The following is a 17,664-nucleotide window of genomic DNA, read 5'->3' on the forward strand; positions in this document are numbered from 1 at the left end:
TCCTTTCCCTTCTTTTCCGTCAAATGAGATGAAGCCACTTCCAATATGGAACACAGAGCACAGCTATAAGCAGAACTGCAAACGCATAACCGAGTGCAAGCTTTCCGGCTTGACGATGGGTAAACGCTTTCCCCTCCGAGCTGTAATAGGCAGTTAAATAGGTAGGGGACTGATAAGCAAAGAAAAACGGATCTGTTGCAAGCAATATGACAAACACGAGCACCCAAGGATGAATGCCTACTGTTTCTCCTAAAGGAACAATAGCGGTGATAAGTAAAATAACAGCTGGATCATCTCGAATGACTAGCGTAACGATAAAGGAAACGAGAATGACTGCAACAAGGAATAAGGCAGGCGTGCTGACAAAAACAGACATATGCTCTCCAAGAAAGGAGGATAACAGCTCAGCAATCCCTAGCTGCTCGGCGACGCCCGCAAAGCTGAATGCAGCCCCGAGAAACAATAAAAAAGTCCAATCTATTCCGGTAGAAATCGTCTGTTTATCGAGCACGCCGCTAATAACTAAAACCGCAAAACCCATCAACATAATCCATGTACTCTCAATCCCGTGAAACGGTTGAAGCACCATAAGCCCAATGCAGCATATAATCGTCCAGAGCGATACTCGCTCATCTTTTGTTAGCGGGCCAAGAAGCTTTAGCTGTTCACTCAGCACTTCGCTTGTGACAACTTTGGCAGGCTCGATCTTACGGAACATAAAAAGCAATACGATAATCAATACAGTGCCAAAAATAACAAACCCCGGCAGCGCATACAATAACCATTGCAGCCACGATACCGATTGCTCTTTAGAAGCAAGGCCATAAGCCATAATATTGGTGTATGAGCCTGTCATAACAAAAGGCGCGGTAAAGCCAAAGAAAATCATAGCCATCAGCCCAAGGCCAGCGGCTCCCTTGCTCCTCTCTTCAAAGCCGAGCGATTCGGCGAGCGTCTGTGCCATCGGAACGCCAAGCGATACCTTGGCAGAGGATGAAGGAAGCAGCGGATTAAGCAGGACCCCGCCTGCAATAATGCCCCAAAGCTGTCCGCGGTAATGGGCAGGAAATCTTTTTAAAGCATGGAGCGCAAAGCGGTAAGAAATGCCTGATTTTGTTATTACCGCACTTATCGCCATAATAGAAATCATGAAGAGCCACGAGCTTGACGCAAATCCCGAGAGTGCCGTTTCCGGAGAGGCAACGCCCCCCAGCACCCACAGCATAATCATGCCAAGCGCCACAATGTAATCCGGCATAATCGGAACAATCCACATAATGACTGCAGCTAGCGCAATTCCGATAAACCGCATGCCCGCCTCAGATAAACCGCCAATAGGATCTAATAGGAAAGAAAGTATGATGCAGAGCAGCGCCGCCATGACAGCCCCTGCTTCAGCAGCACGATTCCCCTTCAACAAACGTCCGGCGCCTTTCACGAGCACCTCGCTGCGTTTTCGAGCCAGCTTTTGTTTGGCTAATCCATACGCCCGATCAGCATCCGGCAATTCAACTTTATTGAAGGATAAAGTGCTAGCTAATGTATCCGCCAGCTTTAAATAATCCAGCGCTTGATTGTTTCTGCCCACACGTCTGCTAAGCTCCGTTCCGCACTCGTACAAAAACAAAAGCTCATGCGATTGAAATTTGTTAGGCTGATTTAAAGAGGCTTCTATAACAGCAAGCCCAATTTCCGGCGCATTTTTCTCACAGTAAGGAAGATAGGTTTGCAGCACCGTGTAATTTCCTGCGAGTATATCTCTAGGGCAGCGGCTAATGGTACGAAAAAGCTCTGCGCGCTGATGATCCGTAACCTCTCCTTCTATGCGAGCATACGTGTCTAGCGCTGCTGGCCAGTTCCCTTTATCCGCTTGGATCATGATGAATGCCACCCAGTTGCCTTGAGAAACATACCACGAGGTCGCTTTTTCCAGCCAGCCAGCCATTTCCTCGTACCCATACCGTTCCTTGCTTATATCATTAAGAACTGGCTTAATACCGCTTGCAAGAGTCAACCATTCCGATGTTAACGGATCATCTTGAAAGCACTCCCGAAGGAAGAGATTGTCTGAGAGCTCCCTTTGCATCGTCATGCCATAGGTGTGCTCCACAAGCCCTCTGCTAATAAGAGGAACATGTGCGCACCACTGCAGAAAACGAGCCGTTAGCTCGCGCAATTGTCCAAGCTCATACGCAATTCGCTCGGATTCCGTTTTCTTAGATGCTTGAAGCTTCGCATTCGTTGCGATCAAACGTTGCGAAAGCAGCTTGATGAAATAGGATGAGAAAATTGCATTCTCAGCAACAAGGCGGTCAAACATCCTGCTGTCAATGATATGCAGTACAGCATCCTCCGCAGCTACGGCCTCAGCAGACCGCGCTTCCCCAGTAAGCAGAGCCATTTCACCAAAAACCTCGCCTGGCCCAAGCACGGCAAGCGAACGCCGAACGCTGTCATCCGTTTTTGAGAATAGCTCAATCGTGCCGCTTTCTATGATGAACATTTGATCGCCATGCTCGCCTTGATGGAACAACCTCGTTCCCGCAGGAATCTGTTGTTTATCAAGCATCCCCAGCAGCTTCGCAAGCTCTACATTAGAGAGCCCTTTAAACATATCGATACCTGTGAGCTTCACTAATCTATCTACCTCTTATCAAAGAAATTAGTTCTTTAGTATTATTAATCTATTATATATGAATATTGAAAAAAATTGGTAGTTATCGAAAGTTGTCATTTCATAATATTTTTGATCGATTAATCATTTGGTTATTGCCAAAAGAGCTTAAATTATCTACTATTAAATTATATAAATCCAATACGGAAAGTTGGTTTTTATAATGAAGGAAATTCCCATTCCATTTGTTCGAAGTAATCAAGTCGGTATCGTTGCCGTACTTCTTCTTGCGATAGGCCTGCAGTTGCCTTGGCTTATTGCAGCACTTTGGATTATTCAAATAATTGGACTTATTTTCGGTCCCAAAGCTAATTTATTCATTATTGCGGCTCGCCCCTTCCTAAACGGACGAATTTCTTCCGCACAAACAGAAGCAGCTGAGCTGCAGCGCTTCAACAACTCTCTAGGTGTAGGTTTCCTCACCTTCTCGCTGCTTAGCTTTATGCTCGGCTGGTCTGCAGCTGGTTATATATTTGCTGGAATGATGGGAGCTGCTGCGCTAGCCGCCATTCTCGGATTTTGCATCGGCTGCACGATCTATTTTCAATACAAGCAATTCCGCGCACGGAGATTAAAACGCGGTTAGCTTTAACAAAAAGAGCAATTGCCTGCATGAGGGCAATTGCCTGCATGAGGGCAATTGCTCTTTTTTATCATTATAGCTTTACAATGGCTCTGCCTTTGGCTTGCCCATTCAAGAGAGTAGCTACCTGGTCGCTCACCTGGTCCAGACTAATTTCCGAGAATAGTTCGCCCAGCATACTTGGCTTATAGGCATCAGCCAATAGCGCCCATATTTTGCTGCGAATCTCCATCCCTGCCATGACAGAATCAATACCGATCAGCCGTACTCCTCTTATGATAAAAGGGTATACGGTCATTGAAAGGCCCGCTCCGCCTGTCAAACCGCTCGCCGCTACGGCGCCGCCATATTTTAATTGAGACAGCACCGCGGTTAATGTCTCCCCGCCCACACAATCAATAGCTCCTGCCCATATCTGCTTGTCCAGAGGCTGCTTGGAACCAGATAGAAGCTCTTCTCTAGGCAGAATTCGCTTCACGCCTAAATCAAGCAAATACTGCTGCTTATCCAGCTTCCCCGTGCTCGCTGCCACCTCATACCCAAGCTTAGCCGCAATTGCAGCAGCAATACTGCCTACTCCTCCAGTTGCACCAGTAACGAGAATAGGACCAACCTCAGGCCGAATGCCATTTTGCACAAGCTCATATACGGACAATGCCGCAGTAAAACCTGCCGTCCCCAGTATCATGGCTTCCTTCATCGACAAACCTTGCGGCAGCTTAATTGTCCATTCCGCAGGCACACGGGCATATTCGCTAAAACCGCCGAAATGATTGACGCCGAGCCCAAATCCCGTGACCACAATTTCGTCGCCCTCTTGGAATCTCTCATCTTCACTCGATACAACCGTACCCGCCAAATCAATACCCGGTACAAAAGGATAGCTTTTTACAATACCGCCATTAGGCAAACAAGCTAACGCATCTTTGTAATTCACACTGGAATACGCAACCTTAATAAGCAATTCACCCTGCGGCAAATCGTTTAAGTCCAACTGCTGCGTGTTTGCGATAATCTCATTTTCTACTTTGTTAATCACAAGCGCTTTAAAAGATGACATATACGCAACCCTCCATTATATAGGCTTATAAACAAGCTGAAATTATACGGAACCTATGCCTAACTCATATTTTAATTCTAATGTAACAGTTATTGCGGGCGATTGCGACTGAGCTTGCTAAACGCAAAAAAAGACGTCTCTCACCCTATTTGGCGAAGACGTCTTCGTTCATTCATATTCTGCTTACTCTGCAAAAAACTGCGGCAAATACGCTTTGTTCTGCTCCAGCATTTCATCCAGCATACGCTGCGCGTCATTCGTTGAATCAACGAGCGGGTGATGCGCGAGTGCCAGCAATGCCGTATCCCTATTGCCGGATACAGCTGCCTCAATAGCCAGCTGCTCATACACTTTCACAGCATGAATGAGTCCTTTCGCCGCCGCTGGCACAATAGCTACAGGCTGCGGAATTGGACCTTCCTTCGTAACGACACAGTTTACTTCAATACAAGCGTCATCCGGCAGAAAGTCCAGCACCCCTTGATTTGGCACGTTTAACGTTTGAATATCACCGCTGTCGTTATATAGCGAGTTCATCAGCTTTACAGCCGCCTCCGAATAATAAGCACCGCCGCGCTGTTCAAGCTGCTTTGGTTTCTCAGACAGATTCGGGTCCTTGTAAATTTCGAACAGCTCGTCCTCAAGCCGCTGAACCGTCTCCGCCCGCGTTTCACCTTTGGCAGCCGCTGCTTGCTGCTCGGCCAAGATTTCGCGCTGCAAATAAAAATATTTTAAATAATAGGACGGAATTGCTCGCAATGAACGAAGCAAACTGCCATTCCAAGCGTATTGAGGTACATTTTTGGCGGAGTACCCGTCTTGGTTATTCAAGAGCTCATCCAGCTTGGATTCGCCATTAACAGTAATGGAGCTAATCCAGTGCAGGTGATTAAGCCCAGCGAATTCGCATTGGATTTGCTCTATCGGTACTTGGTACAACGATGACAGCCATTTATATGCAGCTATTGGAGAGTTGCATAGCCCAATCGATTTGATGCGTGAATGCTTATGGATAGCCTCTGTAACCATGCCCGCCGGGTTGGTGAAATTAAGCAGCCATGCCTCTGGGCAAAGCTCCTCCATATCCTTGCAGATTTCAAGAAGAACAGGAATGGTGCGCAGAGCTTTCATCATCCCGCCTGCACCCGTCGTCTCCTGCCCAATCATATTGTATTTGAGCGGAATAGACTCATCCCAGCCGCGCGCTTCCAATCGGCCGACACGCATTTGCGTCGTTACAAAGTCAGCATCCGCCAGCACCGAACGTCGATCCAGCGTCAAATCCAGCTTAATAGGCAAGCCTGATTTCTCAATCATGCGTTTGGCAAGCTGACCGACAATAGCCAGCTTATTCCGTCCCTCCGGTATGTCTACTAGCACAATTTCCGCCACAGGAAAGGTCGCATAATTTAATATAAAACCTTCAATTAACTCTGGCGTATAAGAAGATCCTCCGCCAATAACGACTACCTTTAATCGATCACCCATTCTGCTTGCGCCTCCTTCACTGATAAACATTGTTGTAAACAAGCATATACAGACTCTTCAATAGAAGAAGTCGTTTTATCCATAGCTAATAAAATTGCGCCTGCCACAGGCTCCATCGTCAACACGGTCAAGCTGCAATTTGGAGCTGCCCGTTTCACATGCTCCTCCAAATAAGGCGCAACGTAGCGGCTGTCGCCGCGGGTCAGCACACTGCCAACCATAACGAGATCAAATACATCATGATTCATATTCAGCTTCGAAATGACAGCACTCGCCGTCATGCCAAGCTCCTCACCCTGCCTCTGCAGAATGCTGCAAGCTACCTCATCCTTTTGCTCCGCCGCTTCAAACAGCAGCTTCGCAAGCTGGTGAGGAATCATCCTGCCCTGATTCAAGTAGTCGTGGAACATATTTTCAACGGTGTCGTAGCCTAGTTGTTCAAGGGTCAGATCCGTAAGCAAGGTAGCTTGCCCTCTGCCCTCCCATGAGCGTATAACTGAACGAAAAACCTCCACTGCCAGCAAGCTTCCTCCGCCAAAATCACCGAAAGCATAACCGAATCCGCCGCATTGCAAGCTCTCGCCATAGCGATTAACGCCAAAGCTGTTTGTCCCGCTGCCGCAAATGACAACAACCCCATCCGGCTGCTTTGTACCGGCCCTCAGACCGATTACCGTATCGCAAACGATCTCGTAGTTTTCAAACCCAAGCTTCGCGATCATCGGCCTTAATATTTGAAAGTCAGCCTCGCGATCTGCTCCCGCCAAACCAAATACCGCATACGCAATTTGCTCCTCAGTTACCTTCGCATGCATCATGGCATGGATAACAGCAGCCTGAATATTGCTTCTAGCAAGCTCTACTCCTAATTGATGATTGCCGCAGCCGCTCTCACTAGCGCCCACAACCCTCCCCATATCGTCACATACAACTGCGATCGTTTTACTGCCTCCACCATCCACACCCAAATAATATGTCAATTATATTCTCTCCCATGCGAATACTTGGTTTTGAAGGCTATTCTCTTCTCGCCATGCATGCAAACTAATCGCTTTAGCATGAACAATAGAGAATATAGCCTCCAATCCCACTGCTGCAGTTGAAGCCAGCTAGCCTGTAATTAAAAACACTATTTTTTTAATTTGCTTACGTTCTCTTGCCACTTCTCTGTCTTGTATTTCAAAAGCTTCTCATAACCAGCTTGCTGTGCATCGGCTTCAGCCTTATCCAAAATTTGATTAACTTCCGCATCGGAGGATGCATTCATAATTGCTTTTGCTCTCGACTTCTCATAGATTGAAAATACGCTTGAACCAACGATTCCCTCATCTGTATCTCCAGCAGGGTCCAAGTTAACGAACTCTGTCGTATCGAGCTGCGTTTTCCACGTAATTTCCGATTGCCAGTACGTTTCCCAGCTCCGTTTCTCCACAGGCAGCGTGGATTCAAACTTCATCTTCGAGTTGTCTACATATACCGTATTTCCTACCCATTGAAAGTTAACGATTGAAGCCATTAATGCCTCGCGCTCTTCCACGTCATTTACAAACTTATCGGTGAACAATGGCGCTTCATCAGCATCCACTCCGTCCCAATAAATCCCCTCTGGTCCCCACATACTTAGGCGCTGTCCTTCTGGACCCGTGAACCAATCCAAAAATGCGAAGATCGCTTCTGGGTTTTTGGCCGCTTTTGTAATGACACTGACGTTCCAGCCTAGCTGCTTGTAATCGCCAGGGAATATTTTGTTTTTATCAAGTCCCGCTTTATGAACCGGCCATGTGATGAAATACCCCGCACTTGGGTCCTTGGCCGCCAATAGCGCATTGCCCTTCGCACCATACTCCGTCGGGCTGGAAGCCGCGTAAACCGCTATTTTTCCCGTTACAATCTTCTGCTCGACCTGCTCCGCCTTTTGCGTAAAGCTATCCTGCGAAATCAGTCTTTCACGGTATAATCTGCTTGCGTATTGAATCGATTCCCGGTAGACAGGATCTGTAAAGATCGATACCAGCTTATCTCCTGACGGTACAGCCATCATTGCATTGTACGTATAAGGACGGTTTTCAGCAAAAGCGGATGCCATAATATCGATACCCGAAGCGCTTTGGCCTACTTCCAGAGGGACTACATCCGGATATTTCTCTTTCACCAGCTTCAAGTAAGCATAAAGATCATCCGTTGTTTCCAAGCTCGGCTTGCCAAGCTCACCATGGATCTTCTTGTTTACCAAATAACCTGCATTGCCATTAGGCTGCGTCGTATACCAGTTCGGAAACTGATACAGCTTGCCGTCGGATGAGCGAAGCATATCAAGCGTAGCCTCACCAGCCCATTTCTTCAAATTCGGATATTTATCTAAGTAATCGTCAAAAGCAACGAGCATTCCTTCCGAGCGCAGCTTCTCTACGTCTGCGTTGCGCTCCATCCAGATCACATCAGGCAGCTCTCCCGCTACAATCATCGTGTTGAACTTTTGTTTTGCATTGCCTCCTGAGCTGATTGGCACCACATTTACTTTCTTATTCTCCTTAATCCATTTCGTCGATAAATCGTCGCCCCAAGGAGGCATCGTATACCAATCATAATGGCCGTAAAAAGAAAACTCGAGCGGTTGATCCCCCAGCACAAACGCAGCTTTGCTTGAATCCGGCTTGTTGTCGGTTCCTTCCTTTACCCCGGAATTCGCCCCATTATTGCTTGAACATCCTGTTAGTGCAAGTACAACGACAAGTGTGATTGACAATGCTGCATGAAAAGCTTTACTGAATTTAGCCATCGCTTAAACTCCCTTCTGCTTGTCTATCTATGGTTAAAGCTGACGCTTTAAACCCTTGGTTATTCCTTCAAAGAACCAACGAGAACACCCTTCACGAAATACTTTTGTACAAAAGGATACACACATAAAATCGGAACGGTCGCCACCATCATGGTTGCCATGGATAACGACTTTGAAGTTACCGCTTTCATTGCACTCATTCGGCCTTGTGCCGCTGAATCCATTTGGGACATTTGCTCCAGCATAATATTGGAGTTCAATATTTGCTGCAGCTTCGTTTGAATCGGCAATAGGTTAATATCCGAAATATAAAGACTCGGTGAAAACCAATCATTCCAGTGATACACCGCCGTGAACAACGAAAGCGTTGCAATGACAGGCCCCGATAGAGGAAGTACAATGCGAAACAGGATGCCCCAGTTGCTGGAGCCGTCAATTTGTGCCGATTCCTCGAGTCCATTCGGTATGCCAAGGAAGAAGGTCCGGAATATGATCATGTTCCATACGCTGATAATTCCCGGTATGATCATAACCCAGAACGAATTCATCAAATGAAGCTCACGAATGAGCAGGTAGCTTGGAATTAAGCCGCCGCTAAAGTACATGGTCAACACGCAAAAGATCATGTAATACTTTCGTCCAACTAGATTCCGCTTACTCATTCCGTAAGCAAAAATCGCTGTTGCTGCAATGGATAGGAGCGTACCTATGACCGTACGAAGAATAGAAATAATAAATCCATCTATAAGTCGTTTGTCCTTGAAAACGACCTCATAATTGTCTAGCGAGAAGACGCGCGGCCAAAATGTGATTCCACCAAGCATCGTATCGGTTCCCGCATTAAAGGATATCACTGCAGCATTCCAGAATGGATAGAAGGCTGTGAAGCCTAACACAAACAATAGAAAATAGTTGACTGCCATAAATGTTTTGTCGCCAAAGGATAATTTCATCGTTTCGCCGTCCTTTCTCTCTTTACCACAAGCTGTTGCCTGACCGGCGAGCCAAATAGTTTGCTCCTGCTAATAAGCCGACGCTAATAATTGCTTTGAATAGACCGGCAGCCGTTGCATAAGAGAAACGGGAATTTTGAATACCCAGCCTATACACATAAGTATCGATAACATCACTTACGTCGCGCAGCACCGGGTTCCCAGCTAGCAGCAAAATATCTTCAAATCCGGCATTCAACAGGTTGCCAATTGCTAATATCGAGAACACAACAACAACGGGCATAATCGATGGAATCGTAATCGTAACAATTTGTCTCACTCTGCTGGCTCCATCAATTGAAGCCGCCTCATACAAATGCGGGTTAATGCCTGCAATAGCAGCTAAGTAAACGATAGAAGCAAAGCCAATTTCCTTCCAAACACCGGTTGTGACAAGGATCGCCCAGAAATACTCCGGCAAGGATAAGAAGTTGATTGGCTCTTTAATGAGATTCATGGATTCCAGCAGCATATTTAAGCTGCCGTTATCGGTGGATAACATCGATATAACGAAGCCCGATACGATAACCCATGACAAGAAATGAGGCAAATAGCTAACCGTCTGAATAATTCGTTTAAACGTACGGTTATTAATCTCATTCAGCATCAGTGCCAGTAGGATTGGCGCTGGAAATCCAATGCCCAGCTTCAGCAAACTGATGACGAGTGTATTTCGCATAACCACCCAAAACTCGGGGGCATTAAAAAACATTTCAAAATGTTTAAACCCTACCCACGGACTGTGCATGAACCCTTTGAAAATGCTGTAATCCTGAAAGGACATCAGCACCCCATACATGGGAATGTAGTTAAAGACAAAAATGAAGAGCAACGCTGGTATAACCATGAGCTGAATATCCCATTGTTTGATAAAGCGTTTCGTCTGCCCGGGCTGCTTGTACACATGCTGTTTGGTTTGTAGATCTGTTTGCAGCATGCTCCCCCCCTTTTTTTCTAATGTTAGTTAAAGTAACATAAATGCGTTATCCATTCGTCATGTGTTTATTTTATCTTTTCCGCTGTGTTGATTCTCCTCTTAAACGATTGATAACTAACACTATCTTACTGTTTCCATATGATTTAGCCTCTTGCGATTTTCGGGCAGGAGCCGATATGCTTCTTAAATAAACGGTTGAAATTAGATAAGCTGCGAAAACCGCATTCCAGTGCGATTTCTGTAATTTTCATATCGCTGGTTTCGAGCAGCATGACGGCATGCTCTAAGCGAATATGAATCAAATAAAGCAGCGGAGGCGTCCCTACTGTACGCCGGAAAATATCGCTAAAACGGGAGGGGCTTAAGTAAACAAGTCCTGCGAGTTCCTCAAGCGTCCATGGATATGCAAAGTTTTTTTGCATGTCGTAAATGACCTTGCGCATTTTGTCCAGCTGCCTTGCGCCGATGCTGTCCTTTCCCCGATTTAACCCCTCTCTGCGGAAGTAACGATTTACGCATGCATGAAAGCGGATTAAATTTGAATAAACCAAAGAACCGTAAGAGGTTTGCTCCTGATCATGTTCATCCTGAATTTCAAGAAGCAGGCTTCTAAGCTCGTTCATATGAGGCTCATTGCGGTCCAGCAAATTAGTGAAATGGACCCCCATTTCCTTATAGGGATGCAAAATTTCTGAATCATAACGGACAATATTTAGCAGCCAAGAAGCATCAAAGCAGATCACTTGCATGACCAAATCCTTGGTTTCGTAAGCGCAGTGCAAATCATTCGAGTTAATAAGCAAAATATCACCCTCTTGAAACTCAAATGTTTGCCCGTTAATGATGTAATAGCCGGTTCCTGATTTAATTAAATTGATTTCAAGCACATCATGCCAATGAAGCTTCTGATAGGTCGCATTGACGCCTATCGTTTCCAATACTTGAATGGGATAATGCTTAGCCAATATGAGCTTTTCTTTCGGAATATCCATATTTAACAACTCTGTCATAAAAACCACTCCTCGGCATGAAAATGAGCTTCACAAAGCATGTAAATGACATAAAACTAACATAAGATTAAACAATTAAAAACCTTTTTTTATACATGTTACAAGATTCGCAACCGAATAACCTCACATAAAAGATACATATTTACAAAATAAAAATACCTCATTCCCCTTATATTCAAAGGAATGAGGCATTTTCTATATTGACAACGATAATGACATAAAAACTTATGCTCGCGGAAGGGTAACGGTAACCGTTGTTCCAACTGCCAGCTTGCTTTGAATATCGATACTGCCTTGATGCAAAGCCACCAATTTCTGCACGATAGAGAGTCCAAGCCCGCTGCCTGAAGCAGCATCATTGCGAGCTTTGTCTGCCTTATAGAAACGGTCAAAAATGAATGGGAGATCATCCTCCGATATGCCTGTTCCCTGATCTTCGATGACAACTGTAATGACGTCGCTTTCCACTATTTTAATGCTGATCGGCTTGCCTGCATCCGAAAACTTAATGCTATTGGCAATCAGGTTTAACCACACCTCATAGAGCAATTCTTGATCAGCATGGATCGTCGTATCCGGCAGCTCAAGCTCCAAATGTAAATTTTTCTCCGACCATTGCCACTCGAGTGTAATTAACAGCTGGCGCAGCTGTTCGTCTAAACGAAAGCTTGTCTTATGGAGCGGCTTATTATCCTTGTCGAGCGCAGCAAGTGTTAGAAGCTGCTTGCTCATGCGGGATAGACGCTTGCTTTCTTTTTCTATAATGGCCATATAGCTGTCCGTCTGCTCCGGCGTCGTTTCCTTATCGAGCACAGCCCGGGCTAATCCCTGCATGGATGTAAGCGGCGTCTGAAATTCATGCGAAACATTCGCCACAAATTCTTGCCGCATCTGATCCAGCTGCTTAATCGCCACCGACATCACCGAGAAGTTGCGTGCCAGCTCGCCGATCTCATCCTTGCGCGAGAGCTGCAGCCCCGCTTCAAAATCACCTGCAACGATCTTTTTCGTTGCTCTGGTAAGCTCATTGACCGGCTTCACAATGAGGCGCGACAGGAACACAATTAACAGCAAGCTAATGACGAAGGTAGCGCCGATTAATATCGCTGCAATAATACGTATTTCGCCAATTTGCTGCTGCAAGTCAGGGCGGATAAACAGCGCTGCATATCCATCCTGCGTCTGAACTCTCATACCTGCTGTGTTCAAAACACTATTTTTGAAATAAGAGAACAGCTCAAGCCGTCCCTTCTGCTCCTCCAGCCCCCGATAAATAGCTCCGTCCAGCACCGATTGCATTTGCTGCTCGCTCAGCTTTCCATGCTTGAACGGCGAGCCATAGGCTTGTCCTTGCAAATGGTCACGAACCAAATAAATTTGAAAGCCAAGTGCTGCAATATGCGTCAGATAGCTGTCCAGATCCATTTGCGGATTTTGCTCATATTGGGTGCTGATGTTTTGAGCGATCGCGATCATTTTTTGCTCATTGCTGGATTGCTGATTATTTTGGTAGTACAGCCCCGTAAATAGCAAGCCTAGAATGAGGCTAATCATAGCGACCATCACAAACGTGAACACAATTCGAACATACAGCGACTTCATCCCTCATGCACCTCCAGCTTATAGCCGAGACCCCTGATCGTTGTTATCGTGAAATCGTCCTGACAATCCGCGAAGCGCTCGCGCAGCCGTTTGATATGAACGTCAACCGTGCGGCTGTCTCCTTTAAAATCCGCGCTCCAGATGAGCTGAATGAGCTGTTCCCGTGTATAAATGCGGCCCGGGTGGCTTGCAAGCTGTGACAGCAGCTCGAATTCCCGCAGCGGCAGGGTTATCACTTCATCGCCTATTTTAATTTCATACCCTCTTCGATCAATGGAGACGTTCCCGAGCTTGATAACCTCAGAGGATACAAGCCGATAGCGGCGCAGCAGCGCTTTTATGCGAAACAAAAGCTCCTTTGGCTCAAACGGCTTAACTAAATAATCGTCCGTCCCGGAGTCAAACCCTTGCTCCTTGTCCTCCATCTCCGCTCTTGCAGTCAGCATCATAACGGGAATGTCATAATGCTCTCTGATTTCGCGGCACAGCTCGTACCCATTTTTACCGGGCATCATAATATCGACGACAGCAAGATGCACCTGTTCATTCTCAAGCAAGATGGACGCTGCTTGTCCATTTTCCGCTTCGAGAACGACATAGCCGTCTTTGCCCAAAACAAAACGCAAAAGTTCCCGAATGGAAGGATCATCATCTACAATTAACACATGCATTCTCATTGGCTTGCTCCCTACAAATGATCATATTTATCATAGCTGTTTCCATTATACTCCTCCATGCACACGAAGCGAAAACACCTGTATTCGAGAGGCAGCAAACGCATCTCCTACAGGTGTCTTTTCACCATTTCCAAAGACACGAATCATTTTAATAAATAGCCGAACCCGTGCCTATTCTTGCCGCAATGCCAAGCTGTTCGGAACCGCTTGCCCCGTCCCACCAAACGTCCCTAACGTTTAAGCCGCGCAAGTATTCATAATCTGGATGGACCACAATATCCTGCAAGTACGCAGATATAGAGGCATTCTCAAAGCGCATGCGATTCAGAGCATTAATAATATCTTGGCCGGATTCAATGCCGATGCCATGGCCGAAATACAAATCATCATCCAGCATGATGACATTCTCACCTTGCCATTCCGGTGTATCCGGATCATGCTGAGGATTCTTGAAGTAGAGCGCGTCGCCGGAGTAGGCTTCATTTTTATCATAGGTAGTTATTAAGCTTAAATCACGGTCGTATTGCCAGTCTCTTAAGAACAGGTTTTTAAAATAAGCGTTGAACACGGCATCGCCAACCGTATCAAGCACTGCCTTATAAAAGATAATGATAATGGCGCCTGCGCATTCAAAGCCGTACAAATGTCCATTTTCAAAAATATCGTTAATGCCAACCGAAGGCAGTACGCCTCCCTTTAGCTGAAAGCCGCCGTTTTCCGTACGCGTCCAGTATTGCTCATTGCATTTTGACCCTGCAAAGGTCGCAAAGCTCACTCCACTGGCATAAAGCGCTTTGGCTGCTTCAACCGTATGCATGCGCGTTTTCAGCTCAAATTCGAGCGCATCAACCGATGGATAGCGATAGACAACCTGGCTCTTCTGCTTCTCTTGCAGTATTTTTCGTTCAATCTCCGATAACGTCAAAGGATTAATCGAAAACGTAGGACTACCCGCAACAAGTATCACCTTAGTTTCCCTCCATTTCATTCCAAATCGATTAGGTTATTGTACGTGTAAATTGAAAAAATGTGAGCATAGATGTGGAATAAGAGCGCTGCAAATGTTGTCGAATATACAATCAATCTTCTGTTCATTGTCAGATCATGGTATAATTTGGCTAGTATTTTGAAGGAAGGTAATTATGCCTATGAGCTATTATTTCAATATTTGCTCTACTGCCAAGTATCAAGAGGCCTACATCACTTTTTTGCTGGAGCATTTCGTGCAGCTAAACCTGCCCTATTCCTTTCCGGTCTCTCTCAGCTATCTTTCAAGCCCTCTGTTTATGGATAAAGAATCTATTCTATTTCGCAATCCCGATGATGAAATCATAGGCGCAATAGGGTACATACACGGCACCGGAGATCAAAACTATGAAAATGAGCATATCGTTCAGATTCAGACGGTTTTTATTAAGGAAAGCTATCGAAGCACCCGATTGTTTCTCCAGGCTTCACAGTTTCTCGCTCAATACTTAGCCCAGTTGAAACAGCCTGTTACAGAGCTTCGGTTCTGGATACCCGCACAGCCGAATCTTCAGCGCCTTTGCGCGAAGTCAGCCAGGAAAGTGGCGGTTCAGGATACGGATCATGGCGTTATTGAAGAGTATGTAATGGATTTCACCCAATGGCACGATGATGTGATGAAATACCCTCATGAAATTTATTTCTAAGCTCAGAAGGAGCACAATCCGTCATGGTATTTATTGTTCTTAAGCACTTAGCAGGCTATATGCGTGCCTACAAGCCTCTGGCTATATTTTTTTTCGTTACGCTATTTTTGGATCTCATCTTCATGTCACTAGCGCCACTGAGCTTTCAATTTCTAATCGACAAAGCCATCCTTCCTAAGGACCTGCATGCCTTTTCACTTATCATCATCATTCTGGCGGCTAGCGGCATCTTCTGCCTCAGCGCTGGCGTTTTCAGCGATTATGCTCTTGCCAAGCTGAGTGCAAGGGTGCAGCAGGATTTGCGCAAGCAATTATTTGAGCATATGCAGCAAGTGAACCTCGCTTTCTTCCAGAAGACGCGCTCAAGTGAGCTGCTCTCCTATTTCACAGTCGATCTTCCTGCCATTGAGCGAGCAATGAATGCAATTCTGACGGTAGGAATACAATCTTTTTCCGTTGTAGTCATTAGCACCGCGGTTTTATTTTATTTGCAGTGGAGCATGGCACTAGCCATATTGTTTGGGGCAGCCCTTATTTTTGCCGGTCCTTACTTGCTGGGCGCTCGCGCTCAAGCCATTAACGTCGCTCATAAGGAGCAACTCGATCATTTAACAGGCGACATACAGGAAAACATTAGAGCGCAAAAAGTAGTCAAAGGTTTTAATCTTCAGCAGGCGATGACACATAAATTTGTGGGCAGACTGCAAACGATGTACCTCATTCACTATCGAAAAAATGTAATTAACGCTCAGCTGGAGCGAATTCCGCTGATCAGCTTACTCCTGATCAATTTATCCATTATTGGGCTTGGCTCTTATCTCGCACTTCACGGGCATATTACGATCGGGGCTTTGGTTGCCTTTTTTACGATGTATACTTCAATGGGAAATTCCGTTTTTAATTTAACCGCAACGATTCCAGTCTTTACGGATGCTTCCGTCAGCATTGAGCGAATGAACAAGCTGCTGCAAGCGCCTAAGGAAACAACGGGCAAAGCACTTATGACGAGCCCCCTAAATCATTTGCCGGATATTCGCTTTTCAGACGTTTCCTTTCGCTATAACGAGGAGCAGGAAGCACTTAAAAAAATTAATTTACATATTAAAGCTGGAACAACAGCTGCATTCGTAGGCTCTAGCGGCTCTGGCAAGAGCACGCTCGTACAGCTGGTGCTGGGCTTCTATGACCCAAGTGCAGGTCAACTCGAAATCAATAGTATTCCCATGCAGGAACTAAGTCGAAGCTCTTACCGAGATCAGCTCGGCGTTGTATTTCAAGATAACTTTCTCTTTCGAGGTTCCATTATGGACAATATTCGCATCAGCAAACCAACGGCAACGAGGGAAGAAATCATAGAAGCTGCCAAACAAGCTGAAATTCATGTGTTCATCATGACGCTGCCAAATGGTTACGATACGCTGGTGCTGGATGATGGGTCTAATTTGTCTGGAGGGCAGCGGCAGCGGCTCGCCATTGCTCGCGCGATATTAAAAGATCCCCAACTATTATTGTTGGATGAAGCTACCTCTGCGCTAGACCCGATAGCTGAGGCATCTATTAACCGGACATTTAGGGATTTGTCACGCAATCGAACCGTAATAACCGTTACTCATCGTTTATCTTCTATAACAGGTGCAGATTGCATTTTTGTGTTTGATAAAGGTGAGCTGGTCGACATTGGGACTCACGAAGAAATGCTTGCACGCGGAGGCTATTATAAACAATTATGGGAAAAGCAGAATGGTATGCTGATTTCAAATAGCGGGCAGGAAGCTGATATTGATGAGGAAAGGCTCGCAAAGCTTCCTTTCTTTCAAGGTATTGATAACGAAGTACTGAAAGAAATTAGAAGTCTGTTCAACACGGAGACATTTAGCGCAGGCCAACCTGTTATTCATGCCGGTGATCAGGGTGAGAAATTTTACTTGATTGCACGCGGCCGGGTTGAAGTATCACGCAAGGACGCAAATGCGATTGATGGAAAGCTTCGACTTGCCATATTAGAGGACGGAGACCATTTTGGCGAAATTGCTTTGCTTAACAATGTGCCGCGCACAGCCGATATCACAGCCATTACGCCTTGCGTGTTCCTTACCTTGCAGAGGAAAGGGCTTCATTACGTGTTATCTAAACATCCTGAAATCAATAACCGAGTCAGGCAAACGCTGAAGGAACGAAAATAGAAGGAG

Annotated in this window: 14 protein-coding genes; 3 read left to right on the top strand and 11 right to left on the bottom strand. The window is 45.8% G+C overall.

The window, feature by feature from the left end; all coding sequences use genetic code 11:
- Positions 1–19: 19 nt before the first annotated feature.
- Positions 20–2,635 (bottom strand): SLC13 family permease, encoded by a 2,616-nt coding sequence (locus tag AB4Z45_RS18035; protein ID WP_441910606.1) that lies wholly within the window; start codon positions 2,633–2,635, stop codon positions 20–22.
- 202 nt (positions 2,636–2,837) lie between these two features.
- On the opposite strand from AB4Z45_RS18035, the gene AB4Z45_RS18040 reads away from it, so the two are divergent.
- Positions 2,838–3,260 carry a DUF4395 domain-containing protein gene (locus AB4Z45_RS18040; RefSeq protein WP_076268519.1) on the top strand — a complete coding sequence of 141 codons (423 nt, stop codon included), beginning with the start codon at positions 2,838–2,840 and terminating at the stop codon, positions 3,258–3,260.
- A 70-nt stretch (positions 3,261–3,330) separates the two neighbouring features.
- Here AB4Z45_RS18040 and AB4Z45_RS18045 read toward each other — a convergent pair whose 3' ends face one another.
- The 10 genes from AB4Z45_RS18045 to AB4Z45_RS18090 all read right to left on the bottom strand — a co-directional run bounded on the left by AB4Z45_RS18045 (position 3,331) and on the right by AB4Z45_RS18090 (position 14,769).
- On the bottom strand, positions 3,331–4,317 hold the full coding sequence (locus AB4Z45_RS18045; protein WP_441910607.1) for an oxidoreductase: 987 nt from the start codon (positions 4,315–4,317) through the stop codon (positions 3,331–3,333).
- Between the two features lie 183 nt (positions 4,318–4,500).
- The gene (locus tag AB4Z45_RS18050) at positions 4,501–5,805 is read right to left on the bottom strand and encodes a 6-phospho-beta-glucosidase (protein ID WP_441910608.1); all 1,305 of its coding nucleotides are present in this window, start codon (positions 5,803–5,805) and stop codon (positions 4,501–4,503) included.
- Entirely contained in the window at positions 5,790–6,785 is a 996-nt protein-coding gene (locus tag AB4Z45_RS18055; RefSeq protein ID WP_441910609.1) for an N-acetylglucosamine kinase, read from the bottom strand. The genes AB4Z45_RS18050 and AB4Z45_RS18055 overlap by 16 nt, the downstream gene beginning before the upstream one ends.
- Before the next feature lie 149 nt (positions 6,786–6,934).
- On the bottom strand, positions 6,935–8,584 hold the full coding sequence (locus tag AB4Z45_RS18060; protein WP_441910610.1) for an extracellular solute-binding protein: 1,650 nt from the start codon (positions 8,582–8,584) through the stop codon (positions 6,935–6,937).
- Positions 8,585–8,643: 59 nt separating this feature from the next.
- Positions 8,644–9,537, bottom strand: coding sequence for a carbohydrate ABC transporter permease (locus AB4Z45_RS18065; protein WP_076268524.1), 894 nt, complete (start codon positions 9,535–9,537; stop codon positions 8,644–8,646).
- Positions 9,538–9,559: 22 nt separating this feature from the next.
- Positions 9,560–10,513: an ABC transporter permease gene (locus AB4Z45_RS18070; RefSeq protein ID WP_441910611.1), complete on the bottom strand. Its 954-nt coding sequence runs from the start codon at positions 10,511–10,513 to the stop codon at positions 9,560–9,562.
- Positions 10,514–10,656: 143 nt separating this feature from the next.
- Positions 10,657–11,523, bottom strand: coding sequence for an AraC family transcriptional regulator (locus AB4Z45_RS18075; RefSeq protein WP_076268526.1), 867 nt, complete (start codon positions 11,521–11,523; stop codon positions 10,657–10,659).
- Positions 11,524–11,748: 225 nt separating this feature from the next.
- Positions 11,749–13,125 carry a sensor histidine kinase gene (locus AB4Z45_RS18080; RefSeq protein ID WP_441910612.1) on the bottom strand — a complete coding sequence of 459 codons (1,377 nt, stop codon included), beginning with the start codon at positions 13,123–13,125 and terminating at the stop codon, positions 11,749–11,751.
- Positions 13,122–13,802, bottom strand: a complete 681-nt coding sequence (locus AB4Z45_RS18085; RefSeq protein WP_076268528.1) for a response regulator transcription factor — start codon at positions 13,800–13,802, stop codon at positions 13,122–13,124. Before AB4Z45_RS18085 ends, AB4Z45_RS18080 begins: the two co-directional genes overlap by 4 nt.
- Before the next feature lie 148 nt (positions 13,803–13,950).
- Positions 13,951–14,769 carry a protein-glutamine gamma-glutamyltransferase gene (locus tag AB4Z45_RS18090; protein ID WP_441910613.1) on the bottom strand — a complete coding sequence of 273 codons (819 nt, stop codon included), beginning with the start codon at positions 14,767–14,769 and terminating at the stop codon, positions 13,951–13,953.
- A gap of 175 nt (positions 14,770–14,944) precedes the next feature.
- On the opposite strand from AB4Z45_RS18090, the gene AB4Z45_RS18095 reads away from it, so the two are divergent.
- Both AB4Z45_RS18095 and AB4Z45_RS18100 read left to right on the top strand, forming a co-directional pair.
- Positions 14,945–15,475 (top strand): hypothetical protein, encoded by a 531-nt coding sequence (locus AB4Z45_RS18095; protein WP_441910614.1) that lies wholly within the window; start codon positions 14,945–14,947, stop codon positions 15,473–15,475.
- 23 nt (positions 15,476–15,498) lie between these two features.
- Complete coding sequence (locus AB4Z45_RS18100) at positions 15,499–17,658, top strand: ABC transporter transmembrane domain-containing protein (RefSeq protein WP_441910615.1); 2,160 nt, start codon at positions 15,499–15,501, stop codon at positions 17,656–17,658.
- The last annotated feature ends 6 nt before the right edge of the window (positions 17,659–17,664 follow it).

Origin of the sequence: Paenibacillus sp. MCAF9, from assembly GCF_052114265.1 — a bacterium.
Lineage (GTDB): Bacteria > Bacillota > Bacilli > Paenibacillales > Paenibacillaceae > Pristimantibacillus.

Coding starts and splice junctions, on each gene's coding strand:
- AB4Z45_RS18065 (WP_076268524.1), bottom strand. CDS start 9,537: ATGAAATTATCCTTTGGCGACAAAACATTTATGGCAGTCAACTATTTT.
- AB4Z45_RS18075 (WP_076268526.1), bottom strand. CDS start 11,523: ATGACAGAGTTGTTAAATATGGATATTCCGAAAGAAAAGCTCATATTG.
- AB4Z45_RS18040 (WP_076268519.1), top strand. CDS start 2,838: ATGAAGGAAATTCCCATTCCATTTGTTCGAAGTAATCAAGTCGGTATC.
- AB4Z45_RS18070 (WP_441910611.1), bottom strand. CDS start 10,513: ATGCTGCAAACAGATCTACAAACCAAACAGCATGTGTACAAGCAGCCC.
- AB4Z45_RS18085 (WP_076268528.1), bottom strand. CDS start 13,802: ATGAGAATGCATGTGTTAATTGTAGATGATGATCCTTCCATTCGGGAA.
- AB4Z45_RS18060 (WP_441910610.1), bottom strand. CDS start 8,584: ATGGCTAAATTCAGTAAAGCTTTTCATGCAGCATTGTCAATCACACTT.
- AB4Z45_RS18080 (WP_441910612.1), bottom strand. CDS start 13,125: ATGAAGTCGCTGTATGTTCGAATTGTGTTCACGTTTGTGATGGTCGCT.
- AB4Z45_RS18095 (WP_441910614.1), top strand. CDS start 14,945: ATGCCTATGAGCTATTATTTCAATATTTGCTCTACTGCCAAGTATCAA.
- AB4Z45_RS18100 (WP_441910615.1), top strand. CDS start 15,499: ATGGTATTTATTGTTCTTAAGCACTTAGCAGGCTATATGCGTGCCTAC.
- AB4Z45_RS18050 (WP_441910608.1), bottom strand. CDS start 5,805: ATGGGTGATCGATTAAAGGTAGTCGTTATTGGCGGAGGATCTTCTTAT.
- AB4Z45_RS18045 (WP_441910607.1), bottom strand. CDS start 4,317: ATGTCATCTTTTAAAGCGCTTGTGATTAACAAAGTAGAAAATGAGATT.